Origin of the sequence: Mesorhizobium sp. BR1-1-4 (assembly GCF_020165375.1) — a bacterium.
GTDB classification, from domain to species: domain Bacteria; phylum Pseudomonadota; class Alphaproteobacteria; order Rhizobiales; family Rhizobiaceae; genus Mesorhizobium; species Mesorhizobium australicum.
The window spans coordinates 403,454-417,066 of sequence record NZ_JAIUIB010000004.1; the positions used below are offsets into that span (position 1 = coordinate 403,454).

11 protein-coding genes are annotated in these 13,613 nt (G+C 63.1%); 8 read left to right on the forward strand and 3 right to left on the reverse strand.

Annotated elements, in window-relative coordinates:
* Nucleotides 1-58 precede the first annotated feature (58 nt).
* Entirely contained in the window at nucleotides 59-3,439 is a 3,381-nt protein-coding gene (locus LB571_RS11160; RefSeq protein WP_224594430.1) for a DUF3971 domain-containing protein, read from the forward strand.
* A 76-nt stretch (nucleotides 3,440-3,515) separates the two neighbouring features.
* Here the strand turns inward: LB571_RS11160 and tyrS are convergent, their stop codons facing one another.
* Nucleotides 3,516-4,769 carry a tyrosine--tRNA ligase gene (gene tyrS, locus LB571_RS11165; RefSeq protein ID WP_224594433.1) on the reverse strand — a complete coding sequence of 418 codons (1,254 nt, stop codon included), beginning with the start codon at nucleotides 4,767-4,769 and terminating at the stop codon, nucleotides 3,516-3,518.
* A 342-nt stretch (nucleotides 4,770-5,111) separates the two neighbouring features.
* On the opposite strand from tyrS, the gene LB571_RS11170 reads away from it, so the two are divergent.
* Together LB571_RS11170 and LB571_RS11175 are read left to right on the forward strand one after the other, a co-directional pair.
* Nucleotides 5,112-6,755, forward strand: coding sequence for an ArnT family glycosyltransferase (locus LB571_RS11170; RefSeq protein WP_224594435.1), 1,644 nt, complete (start codon nucleotides 5,112-5,114; stop codon nucleotides 6,753-6,755).
* A 31-nt stretch (nucleotides 6,756-6,786) separates the two neighbouring features.
* A complete protein-coding gene (locus tag LB571_RS11175; RefSeq protein ID WP_224594437.1) occupies nucleotides 6,787-7,608 on the forward strand; it encodes a phosphatase PAP2 family protein in 822 nt (273 codons plus the stop codon).
* A gap of 83 nt (nucleotides 7,609-7,691) precedes the next feature.
* On the opposite strand, the gene LB571_RS11180 is transcribed toward LB571_RS11175, so the two are convergent.
* The gene (locus tag LB571_RS11180; protein ID WP_015318172.1) at nucleotides 7,692-8,366 is read right to left on the reverse strand and encodes an alpha/beta hydrolase; all 675 of its coding nucleotides are present in this window, start codon (nucleotides 8,364-8,366) and stop codon (nucleotides 7,692-7,694) included.
* Nucleotides 8,367-8,620: 254 nt separating this feature from the next.
* Between LB571_RS11180 and LB571_RS11185 the strand changes: the two genes are divergently transcribed.
* Genes LB571_RS11185 through sufC form a run of 4 tightly spaced genes read left to right on the forward strand, consistent with a single transcriptional unit; the run spans nucleotide 8,621 to nucleotide 12,303 of the window.
* Entirely contained in the window at nucleotides 8,621-9,781 is a 1,161-nt protein-coding gene (locus tag LB571_RS11185) for a cysteine desulfurase family protein (RefSeq protein WP_224594442.1), read from the forward strand.
* Between the two features lie 27 nt (nucleotides 9,782-9,808).
* Nucleotides 9,809-9,952, forward strand: a complete 144-nt coding sequence (locus LB571_RS11190; RefSeq protein ID WP_015318170.1) for a hypothetical protein — start codon at nucleotides 9,809-9,811, stop codon at nucleotides 9,950-9,952.
* 46 nt (nucleotides 9,953-9,998) lie between these two features.
* Nucleotides 9,999-11,516 (forward strand): Fe-S cluster assembly protein SufB, encoded by a 1,518-nt coding sequence (sufB, locus tag LB571_RS11195; protein ID WP_140617008.1) that lies wholly within the window; start codon nucleotides 9,999-10,001, stop codon nucleotides 11,514-11,516.
* Nucleotides 11,517-11,547: 31 nt separating this feature from the next.
* Nucleotides 11,548-12,303 (forward strand): Fe-S cluster assembly ATPase SufC, encoded by a 756-nt coding sequence (sufC, locus tag LB571_RS11200; protein ID WP_015318168.1) that lies wholly within the window; start codon nucleotides 11,548-11,550, stop codon nucleotides 12,301-12,303.
* Nucleotides 12,304-12,513: 210 nt separating this feature from the next.
* Here sufC and LB571_RS28965 read toward each other — a convergent pair whose 3' ends face one another.
* Entirely contained in the window at nucleotides 12,514-12,705 is a 192-nt protein-coding gene (locus LB571_RS28965; RefSeq protein ID WP_224594446.1) for a PEP-CTERM sorting domain-containing protein, read from the reverse strand.
* Between LB571_RS28965 and sufD the strand changes: the two genes are divergently transcribed.
* The gene (sufD, locus tag LB571_RS11210; RefSeq protein ID WP_224594449.1) at nucleotides 12,620-13,612 is read left to right on the forward strand and encodes a Fe-S cluster assembly protein SufD; all 993 of its coding nucleotides are present in this window, start codon (nucleotides 12,620-12,622) and stop codon (nucleotides 13,610-13,612) included. The two genes, LB571_RS28965 and sufD, sit on opposite strands and share 86 nt — an antisense overlap.
* Nucleotide 13,613: the final 1 nt, after the last annotated feature.

Sequence of the window (13,613 nt, forward strand, 5' to 3'; positions counted from 1 at the left end):
CCGATATAGTGTCGACCGGGGATTCGTCCACGAGCGAGTTTGTACAACGGAAGATTGCGTGGATCAGGAGCAACCGCAGCACGAGAAGATCCGGTTCAGGCGGGACGAAATCACCGACCTGGGCGCCCTGCCGTCCGCGTGCCGCGTCCCGCCTCTTGGCCAGGCGGCGATCGGCCGCGGCTTTCGCATCCTTTCGCGCGTGTTTGCCGGCTTGGTCGCGTTCATGCTGCTGGCCGCGACGGCGGTCTATCTCATCGGCCTTTCCGGCATTGGTTCTGACCGGCTGCGCGTCGAGGCGGAGAGCGCCATCGAGAGGCTGGCGGGCGTCGACGTCAATGTCGCTGTCGGGCCCGCCCGCATCACGCTCGACAGTTCAAGCTTCGTGGCGCTGCAGGTGAGCGATGTCAGCCTGAAGACATCGGACGGCAAACCCATGGCCGATGCCGGGCGTGTGCGCTTCGGCATCCGCCTGGTGCCGCTTTTGTGGGGCGAGGTGCGGCTGACCAGCGCCAGGATCTCCGATGCCCGCATCGTCATGGCGGCGATGCCGTCCGGCGGCGACTGGACGGCGGCACTGCGCAACGAGAACGGCCTCGTCGATCCGGAGAAGCTGTCGGACGCGGTGTTCGGCTACATCCATCGTGCGCTCGACGCCGTGCGGGAAGATTCGATGCGCCGGATCGATCTCAGCAATGTCGAGTTCGTGTTGCCCGACGCTGGATCGATCAAGCTGGTCAAGATCGCCGACGCCACCGTGGTTCAGTCGGGGCCGGGCGGCATGGAGTTCACCTCCGACGCGGACGTCGACGGCAGGACAGTCACCGTTGTAGCTTCCGCCACCCGTAACATCGCGGCGCATCGGGTGACGGCGTTGGATGCCAGCATCAATCTGGCGGATGCCGGCGCCACCGCTGCCGGCTCCGGCAAGCTTGGTGCCGTCGCGCTGAAGTTGACAGGATCGGAAGGGTCAGGTGCCACCGCATCACGCTTGACCGCCGCCCTTTCGTCCACCGGGTCCGTGCTGGATCTTGGCACACGCGGGCTGCTGCCGGCGGATGCCGATGTCAATGCGACGCTTGTCTATGGCTCCAACAAGATCCAGGTCGACAGGCTGCTCTTGAAAACCGGCAGGTCTTCATTCGATTTCGGCGGCTCGATCGGGCCAAAACCAGCAACCGGGGTGGCTGGTGAGGAACCCTCCTACCGTTACGATCTGACCAGCGACGGTTCGACCCTGGCGCCATCGGAATCGCCTGAGCCCGCGCTGATGTTCCTGGCGCGCATCGCCGGCGTCTACCAGCCGCAAAGCCATAAACTGGTGGCCGAGCAGATCGCGGTTCGGTCCGCCGGGAGCAGCGAGGTGCTTGGGACCGCGGCTGTGGAATTCGTCGAGGGCAAGGCTCCCGGGGTCAATCTGGCGCTCAACATCCATGACATGCCGGTCTCGCACGTCAAACAGCTGTGGCCGTGGTTTTCGGCGCGCAATGCGCGGCTCTGGGTGCTGAACAATCTGTTCGGCGGCCGCGTGGTCGACGCCAGCCTCCAGTTCCAGGTGGTGCCGGATCGCCTCGGCAATGGCGTGCCGCTTTCCGCCGACGAGGTCTTCGGCCGTTTCCAGATCGAAGGCGCGCGTTTCGACACTGCCGGCCGCATCCCACCGATCCGCGACGCGGTGGGCGTGGTCGGATTCCACGGCAACGACGTCGACGTATCCTTGTCGTCGGGCACCGTCTTCATGCCGAGTGGCCGCACGGTGGCGGCCAGCAATGGCACGCTGACGGTCAAGGCCGCCAACCGTCCGCCGGTCATCGGCGCACTCGACATCGATGTCGAGGGGGAGGCGCCGGCCGTCGCCGAGCTTGCCTCCTACGAACCGATCAACGCCATGCGCCATGTCGGCATCCTGCCTGAGGATCTTTCCGGCAGCGTCACCGGCCACGTCAAGGCGGATATTCCGCTGCAGTCGGGCGTCGATACGGCGAAGCTCGATTGGCTGGTGTCGCTCGACTACACCGGCCTGTCCCTGGCCAAGCCGTTCGAGGGGCAGGCCGTGACGGACGCGGACGGCTCGATCACGGTCGACCCGCAAAAGGCTGTCATTTCGGCCAAGGCATCGCTGAACGGCATTCCGGCCGAACTCGATCTCGTCGAGCCGTTGGTGGATGACGGGCCGGCGCGCAGCCGCAAAGTCGCCCTTGTGCTCGACGACAAGATCCGCGCCGCCGCCATGCCCGGCCTGACGCCGCTGCTTGGTGGAACGGTGAAGGTCGCGATCGACAAGAGCGGCAGCGGCAACCAGAACGTTTCGGTCGACCTGACCAATGCCAGGCTGGACATTCCCTGGGCCGGCTGGAGCAAGGGGGCGGGGGTTCCCGCCAGCGCCACCTTCGTCATGACCAAGGCCGGCGACACCACGACGCTGTCCGACTTCGACCTCGGTGGCAAGACATTCTCCATCGATGGCGGCATCGTGCTGGTCAACGGCGCGCTGTCGTCGGCCAAGTTCAGCAGGGTCACCCTGAACCGGGGCGATGATGTTTCCGTGTCGGTGAAGCGATCGGGCAAGGGCTATGCGGTCGGCATCAATGGCAATGCGCTTGATGCTCGTTCGTTGATCAAGCAGTTCACGTCCGATGTGGACACCGCGACCAAAACGACAGGAACAGACAATATTTCAGTCAGTGCGGACGTCAATCAGCTCACCGGTTTCCACGACGAGCAGCTCTCCAACCTGAAGCTCGACTACAGTGCGGCCGGTTCGCGAGTGAACGGACTGAAGGTCAGCGCGACGGCAAGTTCGGGTGCCGCCATCGCCATCAGCAACACCACCGGCGACGGCAGGCGTTCGCTCAATGTGCAGTCGGCGGACGCCGGCGCCATCCTGCGGTTCCTCAACATCTATGAGCACATGGAAGGCGGATCGATCACGCTGGCGCTGACCGGGGCCAACGACGGGCCGATGAAGGGCAAGGTCGACACCAGCAACTTCTTCATCGTCAACGAACCCAAGCTCGCCTCCATCGTCTCGACCACGCCGGCCGGCGACAGCCGCAGCCTCAACCAGGCGGTGAAGGGCAAGCTCGACACGTCGCGGGTGAAGTTCGAGCGCGGCTATGCCGAAATCGACAAGGGCAGCGGCTATCTGCGGCTGACCAATGGCGTGCTGCGCGGCCCGCGCATCGGCACGACCTTCCAGGGCATCCTCTACGACCAGAACAACAATATGGATATGACCGGCACCTTCATGCCTGCCTACGGTCTCAACCGCATCTTTGGCGAATTGCCCATCGTCGGCGCGCTTCTGGGCAATGGCCGCGACCGCGGCCTGATCGGCGTCACCTACCGCCTCAGGGGCAATGCCAACAAGCCCGTGCTCGACGTCAATCCGCTGTCGGTGATCGCTCCGGGGATATTCAGGTCGATCTTCGAGTATCGCTAGAGCGAAACGGTTTTCCGCCCGGAATTGCCTCAAGACAAATAGTTGGAGCCGTTTCCGGGAAACGGCTCCAAGGGCCTTAGGCCGGCCTGACCAGGATGTGTTTTTTCCTGCCCAATGAAAGCTTTATAACGTTTTCCGGACTCAGATCCTGAAGCGTCACCAGCCGGCGGTCGTCGCCGACCGGCTGGTCGTTCAGGCGCACGGCGCCGCCCTGGATGTGCCGCCGTGCCTCGCCATTGGATGATGCCAGCCCGGCGCTGACCAACAGCGACAGGATGCCGACACCGGCTTCGAGCGCGGCCTTGTCCGCCTCGACGGCCGGCAAAGTGTCGGCGAGAGCGCCTTCCTCGAAAGTCTTTCGCGCCGTCTCGCTGGCCTGTTCGGCGGCCGCGCGGCCATGCAGATGGGCGGTAATCTCGGTCGCGAGGATCTTCTTTGCCTCGTTGATCTCGGAGCCGCCCAGCCGCTCGAGCCGTGCGACCTCGTCCAGCGGCAATGTGGTGTAGAGTTTCAGGAACCGGGCAACGTCGGCATCCTCGGTGTTGCGCCAGTACTGCCAGAACTCGTAAGGGCTCAGCATCTGCGGATCGAGCCAGACCGCACCCGACGCCGACTTGCCCATCTTGGCGCCGGACGAGGTGGTGAGCAGCGGCGTGGTCAGCGCATAGAGTTGCGCATCTTCCATACGGCGGCCGAGATCGATGCCGTTGATGATGTTGCCCCATTGGTCGGAGCCGCCCATCTGCAGGCGGCAGCCGAGGCGCCTGTAGAGTTCGACGAAATCATAGGCCTGCAGGATCATGTAGTTGAATTCGAGGAACGAAAGCGATTGCTCGCGATCGAGCCGCAACTTGACGGAATCGAACGCAAGCATGCGGTTGACGGAAAAGTGCCGGCCGACATCACGCAGGAAATTGACGTAGTTGATCTCCATCAGCCAGTCGGCATTGTTGACCATGACCGCGTCGTTCGGACCACTGCCGAATTTGAGGTAGGGCGTGAAGTTGCGGCGGATGCCGGCAAGATTGCCGTCGATGTCTTGCGGCGTGAGCAGCTTGCGCGCCTCGTCCTTGAAGGAGGGGTCGCCGATCATCGAGGTGCCGCCGCCCATCAGCGCGATCGGCCGATGGCCGGTCTGCTGCAGCCAGTGCAGCATCATGATCTGGATCAGCGAGCCGGCATGCAGGCTCCTGGCGGTGGCGTCGAAGCCGATATAGGCCGTCACGGTCTCCTTGGCGAAGAGTTGATCGAGACCGGCATCATCCGAGGTCTGGTGGATGAAACCGCGCTCGCTCATCGTGCGCAGGAAATCGGATTTGAAGGCAGGCATGGTTTTTTCCCGAAAGCGTGTGCCCGTCCAGCGCGAGCAATGTGAACGCGCGCGTTTAGCACCCAAGGGCGATCAGCAAAAGTGGAATCCGGTTTTGCGCCTGATCGCGCGCCAACAAGGAGTCCGCGATCAGCAAAAGTGGAATCCGGTTTTGCGCCCGATCGCGCGCCAAAGAGGAGTCTACGATCAGCAAAAGTGGATTCCGGTTTTGCGGCCGGCGCGGATGGCATTTGCGAATCCTTGCCTCATCCATGCCGCTGGCGTAATGAGGCGCCGCGCAAGGGCAGCGCCCGCACGCCGCGACGGGGTCGTCCCGCAGATCAGATCCGGAAAGCTCCCGCGATGAACAGAAACTACCTCTTCCTCTTTCTGTTCAGCTTGGTCATGAGTTTCAGCGGCTTGGCTAGCCTTCCGCCGATCGACCGCGACGAGTCCCGCTTTGTCCAGGCGACCAAGCAGATGGTCGAAACCGGCGACTATATCGACATCCGCTTCCAGGATGTCTCGCGCTACAAGAAGCCGATCGGCATCTACTGGCTGCAATCGGCTGCCGTCGCATTGAGCGGCGAGGGCGCGGCCGCACCGATCTGGGTGTACCGCCTTGTCTCGATGCTCGGAATCGCGCTCGCTGTCCTGGGCATCGGCTGGACGGGCACAAAATTGTTCGGCGCCAATGCCGGCCTTGCCGCCGGCCTGATGATGGCGGCGATCTTCGCAACCGCGTTCGAGGGACGCGACGCCAAAACCGACGCCATGCTTCTGGCCTGCTGCGTGGCCGCGCAGGGCGCGCTGGCACAAGTCTACCTGGCGTCGCGCCGCAACGAGCCGGTGGCCGGCCATCTGCCATGGATATTCTGGTTCGCGCAAGGCGTCGGGATCCTCATCAAGGGACCCGTGGCCCCGCTTCTGTCACTGCTGACGGCGGCCGCGCTGTTTGCTTTCGAACGCGACTGGCGCTGGCTTTCGAAGCTGAAGCTCGTGCGCGGCGTCGCGCTCGTTTTGCTCATCGTGCTGCCCTGGGTCGCTTTTATCGGCTGGAAGAGCGGCGGCGCCTTTTTTCAGGAAGCGGTCGGCAAGGATATGCTGAACAAGGTCGCATCCGGAGAGGAATCGCACGGCCTGCCGCCCGGCTTCTACATGCTGACCTATTCGCTGTTCATGTGGCCGTTCGGCCTGATCGCGGTCGGCGCCGGCCTGCAGGCCCTCAATCGTGTGCGCGACGATTTCAGGCTGCGCTTTTGCCTGGCATGGTACATTCCGTTCTGGCTGGTGTTCGAACTCATCCCGACCAAACTGCCGCATTACGTCCTGCCGGCCTATCCCGGCATGGCGCTGCTGATCGGCTGGCTGCTGACGTTGTCGCCGCAGGACGCCAATGCGCCGCTCAAGCGCTGGCAGCAGTGGTTGTGGTGGTCGACCGCGTTCGGTCTGGTGGTGGTCAGCCTCGGGCTGGCGGCGGTCTGTATCGGGGCGCCGATCTACCTTACACACAGTTTCTCCTGGTGGAGCATTCCTGCGGCAGCGTCAGCGCTGGGCGCCGGTTATCTCGCATTCTCCAGGCAGTTGCAGGTGCCGCTGCCTCGCATTGGAGCCACCGCCGCCTGCGCGGGCATCACCTATGCCTTGCTGTTCGGGGTCATCGCGCCGTCGCTGAAGCCGATGTGGCTGAGCCCGGCGATCAGGCAAGCCGTGCTTGCCAACCAGGCATGCGACACAACGGTGCTGGCCTCGGCGCGGTATCAGGAGCCGAGCCTGGTGTTTCTGGTCGGCACGAAAACGGTGCTGACCGATGTCGGAGGCGTGGCGGAGCACCTGCTCGCCGATCCTGCCTGTGCCTTGGGGCTGGCCCCGATCGGGGATGAGCAGAAGCTGAATGGCATGCTGTCGGCCCGAGGCAAATCGGTGAGCCGCGTCGCTGAAATCGATGGCCTCAACTATTCGTCGGGAGACAAACTGTCGCTCGGCCTTTATCGTGTGGCCCAATGACGGCTGGGTCGATGACAGAGTCCAGTTTCAAATGCTCGTGAAATCACGCCCACCAGTTACCAGCTCCCCCCTCGGGATAGGACGCCGGTCCCTCGACAATTTTCGCGACACCCTGCGGATCGCAAGGGGGCGCCTCGCCGTTCGGCCCGCTCGCTATCCCAACATCTCATGGTGGGCGTGGGCACTGGTCTGGGTCTTTCTGACGGCAGCGGCCTTTGTTCGTCTCGATACGCCGGCGGGGGTAGCTCATGGCCAATGGTCGGCGGGTGCCGCCAGGCTTGCCGAATTCTTCACGCAGTTCGGACTGGGCGGCTGGTATCTCATCCCGTCCGCGCTGCTGCTTGTCCCGGCCAATCTGACGGATTGGCGAAGCCTTTCGCGGCGCGCGCTGATGCTGGTCTACAGTTGGACTTGCCTGGCTTTTCTGGTGCTGAGCGCCGTTGGCCTGTCGGGCCTGACCGTCAATGTCTTGAAATATGCCATTGGCAGGGCGCGCCCGCTCTATTTCCAGGATTTTGGCGTCCTTGCACTCCACCCCTTTGCCTTCGATGCGCGCTTTGCCGGCTTTCCGTCCGGCCACGCCACGACGATGGGCGCCGTGTTCGGTATCCTGCTGCTTTTGTTTCCGCGGCGTTGGTATATCGCCCTGGTGGTCACCGGCTGCATCGCCTCGACCAGGATCTTCGTCGGCGCGCACTATCCAAGCGACACCGTCGCCGGCTTCGGCCTCGGCTGTGCCTTCGCGCTGGCGTGCGGACTGGTCTTTGCCAGGCTCGGTTTCATCTTCCGGCCGGCAGCTTCAGGATTGCCGGTCCGCAAATCATCGTTCCGGCTTATTGCCCCGGAAAAATAAGCTGCCGGACCGTACCGCAGCATATGGCGAGGCAGACATTGCCCGCCCGCCCATAGCCCCGCGAACACGCCTGGCCAGATGTCTCAACGCAGCCGCTTCGGCCTCGGATCGGACAATTCTCCCGCCAGCCGCCGATCGAGGTAATCGGAGCATTCCTCGATCAAGAGATCGGCGTCGTTGGCGAAAAAGTGGTTGGCGCCGGGCAGGGTCTTCTGCGTGATGGTGATGCCCTTCTGCGTATGCAGCTTGTCGACCAGGCCCTGCACATCCTTCGGCGGCGCCACCTTGTCGGCGTCGCCATGAATGATCAGGCCCGAAGACGGGCAGGGCGCCAGGAAGGAAAAATCATAGGTGTTGGGCTGCGGTGCGATCGAGATGAAGCCCTCGATCTCGGGCCGGCGCATCAGCAGCTGCATGCCGATCCACGAACCGAAGGAATAGCCGGCGACCCAGCAGCTCTTGGAATCCGGATGCAGCGACTGCACCCAGTCGAGTGCCGCCGCCGCGTCCGACAACTCGCCGGTTCCATGGTCGAACTCGCCCTGGCTGCGGCCGATGCCGCGAAAATTGAAGCGCAGCGTGGTGAAATCACGCTTCTGGAACATGTAGAAGAGGTCGTAGACGATCTTGTTGTTCATCGTGCCGCCGAACTGCGGGTGCGGATGCAACACGATGGCAATTGGCGCGCTCTTTTCCCGCGAGGGCTGGTAGCGTCCCTCCAGGCGGCCGGCCGGACCGGTGAAAATGACCTCAGGCATGAAATACTCCACGTGACATACAAGTGCGCGGTGCCCGGAAAACTGTTCCACTGGCCCCGCTTCCACAGACCTTGACGCAGGGCGAGCGTCTTCATAGAAGCTAGTTTAGAATTGTTCAAAACTGGGTGGCCGAAACGCAATCGCCCGGTCGCCCTCGCCGCAAGCCGCGTAAATAGGACGGCTTGCCTTGGAATTTCAAGGAAATAACGCCATACGTCGGCGGAATGGCTTCTGACGGGAAGAACTGGACAAAAATGGCCGCGAGACGCGCCTATCTCGACTATAATGCCAGTGCGCCGCTGCTTTCAGCGGCGCGCGAGGCCATGGTCGCGGCGTTTAATGCGGCCAACCCTTCTTCAGTCCATGCCGAGGGGCGCGCCGCGCGCAGGCTCGTCGACAATGCCAGGGGCGGCGTGGCGGCACTGGTCAACGGCAAGGCCGAACATGTCGTCTTCACTTCGGGTGCGACCGAGGCCGCCTCGGCGCTTCTGACGCCGGACTGGCGGATGGGGCGCGGCGCCATTCGCATGAGCCGGCTCTACGTGTGCGAGGCCGACCATCCGTGCCTGCTGAATGGCGGACGTTTCCCGGCAAGCCAGGTAACGCGGATCGGTGTCGACGCCGATGGCATCGTCAACCTCGACGCCTTGACCGCGGCGCTCGCCGGCCACGACAAGGCCGACGGTCTGCCGCTGGTGGCGATCCATGCCGCCAACAACGAAACCGGCGTCATCCAGCCGATCGATCGCATTGCCGAAATCGTCAAGGCGGCGGGCGGCATTCTTGTCGTCGATGCCGTGCAGGCCGCTGGCCGCGTCTCGATCGACATGGCGGCTGGATACGCCGACTATGCGATTGTGTCCTCACACAAGATCGGGGGCCCCAAGGGCGCCGGTGCCATCGTCGCCGCGGCCGACCTGATGATGCCGACGCCGCTGATCAATGGCGGCGGCCAGGAAAAAGGCCACCGTGGCGGCACCGAGAACCTGCCTGGCATTGCCGGGTTTGGCGCCGCTGCACGAGAAGCCCTGGCCGGACTGAAGGCCGTCGGTGCCGTGCGGCAGCGTCGCGATGAGGCCGAAGCCATCCTGAAGACGCTGGTGCCGGACGTGGAAATCTTCGGAACGGGCGCGCCAAGGCTTGCCAACACGACATTCTTCGCTATTCCCGGCGTGAAAGCCGAAACCGCCCAGATCGCCTTCGATCTGGCAGGCGTGGCGCTTTCCGCCGGATCCGCCTGCTCGTCGGGCAAGGTCGGGCCGAGCCATGTGCTGAAAGCCATGGGGCACGGCGACAGCCTTGGCGCCCTGCGCGTCTCGGTCGGTGCCGCGACCGCCGCCGAGGACATCGAACTGTTCCGCACCGCGCTGGCAAGCATTGCCGCGCGTCGGGCGGGTAGAGAGAAGGCCGCCTAGCGGTTGGAGCATCGGACGGAGAATCCGATGCTTGAGAAAAACGGATTTGGGCCTTTCGGCCTGGTAGAGCCGTGCGTTTCATGCTGGCCGGGTGAATTTCCGGTCGAGGCGCACTATATTGAACTTACGCTGCCGCGGATGCTGCTCGGTGTCCATTTGGCGGTGCCATAGTTTGAAAACTGTCGGGCCTTGACCCCGGCGTGGATGGAGAACGCTTATGCCTGCTGTGCAGGACACGATTGATCGGGTCCGAAAGATCGACGTCGACCAATACAAATACGGATTCCAGACCGAGATCGCCGTCGACAAGGCTCCCAAGGGCCTGAGCGAAGACATTATCCGTTTCATCTCGGCCAAGAAGGACGAACCGTCCTGGATGCTGGAATGGCGCCTCGAAGCCTATCGGCGCTGGCTGACGCTGGAAGAGCCGACCTGGGCGCGCGTCAACTACCCCAAGATCGACTTCCAGGACATCTACTATTACGCGGCGCCCAAGAGCACGCCCGGACCGACTTCGCTCAGCGACGTCGATCCTGAGATCTTGAAAGTCTACGAGAAACTCGGCATTCCGTTGAAGGAGCAGGAGATCCTCGCAGGCGTCCAGAAGACCGACGCCTCGGAGTTCGAGGAAGCCAGCGACAACGTCTACAAGTCGGGCCGCGTCGCCGTCGACGCCGTGTTCGATTCCGTGTCCGTCGTCACCACCTTCAAAAAGGAACTGGCGCAGGCCGGAGTCATCTTCTGCTCGATCTCCGAAGCCATCCGCGAGCATCCCGAACTGGTGCAGAAATATCTCGGTTCGGTCGTGCCGACCTCCGACAATTACTACGCCACACTGAATTCGGCCGTGTTCACGGACGGGTCCTTCGTCTTCGTGCCGAAGGGGGTGCGCTGCCCGATGGAGCTGTCGACCTATTTCCGCATGAACGAGAAGAACACCGGACAGTTCGAGCGAACGCTGATCATCGCCGAGGAGGGGGCCTACGTCTCCTATCTCGAGGGCTGTACGGCGCCGCAACGCGACGAGAACCAGCTTCATGCGGCGGTGGTCGAACTGGTCGCGCTCGACGATGCCGAGATCAAATATTCGACGGTACAGAACTGGTACCCCGGCGACGCCGAGGGCAAGGGCGGCATCTACAATTTCGTGACCAAGCGCGGCGACTGCCGTGGCGACCGTTCGAAGATTTCGTGGACCCAGGTCGAGACCGGCTCGGCAATCACCTGGAAGTATCCAAGCTGCATCCTTCGCGGCGACGATTCCTCGGGCGAATTCTATTCGATCGCGGTGTCGAACGGCTATCAGCAGGTCGACAGCGGCACCAAGATGATCCATCTCGGCAAGAACACGTCGAGCCGCATCATCTCCAAGGGCATCGCCGCCGGCTTCTCGCAGAACACCTATCGCGGTCAGGTCTCAGCGCACCGCAAGGCGACCAATGCCCGCAATTTCACCAACTGCGACAGCCTGCTGATCGGCGACCAGTGCGGCGCCCACACCGTGCCCTACATGGAAGCCAAGAACTCGACGGCGCAGTTCGAGCATGAGGCGACGACGTCGAAGATTTCCGAGGACCAGAAATTCTACGTCATGCAGCGCGGCATCCCCGAGGAGGAAGCCATCGCGCTGATCGTCAACGGCTTCGTCAAGGACGTCATCCAGCAACTGCCGATGGAGTTCGCCGTCGAGGCGCAGAAGCTGATCGGCATCTCGTTGGAAGGCTCGGTGGGCTGACCAGCCCAGATAAATATTCAGGAAACAAAGAATGCTTGAGATCAAGAACCTGCATGCTCGCATCGTCGATGACGGCACCGAGATCATCCGCGGCCTGAACCTGACGGTGAAAGCCGGCGAGGTCGCCGCGATCATGGGCCCGAACGGCTCGGGCAAGTCGACCCTGTCCTACATCCTTGCCGGCCGCGAGGACTATGAGGTGACCGAGGGCGACATCCTCTACAACGGCCAGTCGATCCTCGAAATGGATCCGGCCGAGCGCGCTACGTCAGGAATTTTCCTCGCTTTCCAGTATCCGATGGAGATACCGGGCGTCGCGACCATGGAATTTCTCAAGGTGGCCATGAACGAGCAGCGCAAGGCGCGTGGTGAAGAGCCGCTGAAAATCCCGGAATTCCTCAAGCGCGTGAAGGAAGCCGCCGCCTCGCTCAGCATGGACATGGCGATGCTGAAGCGGCCGCTCAATGTCGGCTTCTCCGGCGGCGAGAAGAAGCGTGCCGAGATCCTGCAGATGAAGCTGCTGGAGCCGAAACTCTGCGTGCTCGACGAGACCGATTCCGGCCTCGACATCGATGCGCTGAAGATCGTCTCCGATGGCGTCAACGCGCTGCGCGCGCCGGACCGGGCGTTCCTGGTCATCACCCACTACCAGCGCCTGCTCGAGCACATCGTGCCCGACAGCGTGCACGTGCTCTACAAGGGCCAGGTCATCAAGTCGGGCGACAAGTCGCTGGCGCTCGACCTTGAAGCCAACGGCTATGCCGGCGTGATCGGCGAAGCCGCGTGAGATGCCAGGTCATTTTGTGCCAAAAGACGGGGCAAAGCTGATGAATATGCACACACAACCGCAGCGCACACCGGCCGAGACAGCGTTGATCGACGCGTTCGGCGACCGGCTGTCGCTGTTGCCGGGGGACGGCGCGGTGATGCTGAAGCGCGACGATGCCATCGAAGCGATCAAGCACGGCTTGCCGACGCGACGCATCGAATCCTGGCATTATACCGACCTGCGCCGCCTTTTGAACGCGGTGCCGGAGTTCGACCCGGCCGCCACGGCGAAAGCCATTGCGCCAATCGTCGACGGTTCGACGGTTCTAGGCTTGTTGAACGGCGTATCGAGTGCCAAGGCGCCAGTTGTCGAGGGCGTCAGCGTCCAGCGCCTGTCGGAAAAGCTGATTGACGGCAGCATCGCGCCGGGCCTCGATCCCTATGGCAATGACGATGCCATCGGTGCGCTGAACACGGCTTTCGTTGCCGACGGCTACTTTGTCGACATCGCCGATGGCGCCGAACTGGAAAAGCCGGTCGAGCTGCAGAATTTGCAGGCCGGCGGCCAGACCCATGTGCGCTTGGCCGCTCGCGTCGGCGCCGGCGCCAAGGCCGTTATCGTCGAGCGTCAGGCGGGCGAGGGCGCGGCGCTGACCAGTTCGGTCAGCCAACTCGTGCTCGGCGAAGGTGCTGAGGTAACGTGGCTGATCGTGCAGGAGCAGCCGGAGACGGCGACGCATCTGGCACAGTTCAAGGCCCATATCGGCAAGAACGCGAAACTGACGCTGTTCGTCATGAACGCCGGCGGCAAGCTTGTGCGCCAGGAGATCATGGTCAAGACGACAGGTGAGGGCGCCGACTTCCGATTGCGCGGCATCAACCTGCTCGCCGGCGACACCCACACTGACGTGACCATGGTGCTCGACCACGCCGTGCCGCACACGACCTCGACGGAGATCGTCCGCAACGTGGTGACGGGCAAGGCGCGTGGCGTCTTCCAGGGCCGCATCAACGTCCATCAATATGCGCAGAAGACCAACGCCAAGATGGCCTGCAACACGCTGTTGCTGTCCGACGATGGCGAGTTCTCGACCAAGCCGGAGCTCGAAATCTTCGCCGATGACGTCGTCTGCGGCCACGGCGCGACGGTGACCGAGATCGACCACGACCATCTATTCTACCTGATGGCGCGCGGCGTCGACGAAAAGAGCGCGCGCGGTCTGCTGGTCAAGGCTTTCGTCGCCGAGGTGATCGAGGAACTGGACGACGAGACGATTGTCGAGGCGCTGGAAGCGAAGCTCGACGAGTGGTTTGTGACGCACGGGTGAA

Bases quoted from the DNA above. Each gene is read 5' to 3' on its own strand.
- tyrS (WP_224594433.1), bottom strand. From the start codon at position 4,769: ATGCCTGCCTTCAAATCCGATTTCCTGCGCACGATGAGCGAGCGCGGT.
- LB571_RS11170 (WP_224594435.1), top strand. From the start codon at position 5,112: ATGAACAGAAACTACCTCTTCCTCTTTCTGTTCAGCTTGGTCATGAGT.
- LB571_RS11175 (WP_224594437.1), top strand. From the start codon at position 6,787: ATGCTCGTGAAATCACGCCCACCAGTTACCAGCTCCCCCCTCGGGATA.
- LB571_RS11180 (WP_015318172.1), bottom strand. From the start codon at position 8,366: ATGCCTGAGGTCATTTTCACCGGTCCGGCCGGCCGCCTGGAGGGACGC.
- LB571_RS11185 (WP_224594442.1), top strand. From the start codon at position 8,621: ATGGCCGCGAGACGCGCCTATCTCGACTATAATGCCAGTGCGCCGCTG.
- LB571_RS11190 (WP_015318170.1), top strand. From the start codon at position 9,809: ATGCTTGAGAAAAACGGATTTGGGCCTTTCGGCCTGGTAGAGCCGTGC.
- sufB (WP_140617008.1), top strand. From the start codon at position 9,999: ATGCCTGCTGTGCAGGACACGATTGATCGGGTCCGAAAGATCGACGTC.
- sufC (WP_015318168.1), top strand. From the start codon at position 11,548: ATGCTTGAGATCAAGAACCTGCATGCTCGCATCGTCGATGACGGCACC.
- LB571_RS28965 (WP_224594446.1), bottom strand. From the start codon at position 12,705: ATGCTGCCGTCAATCAGCTTTTCCGACAGGCGCTGGACGCTGACGCCC.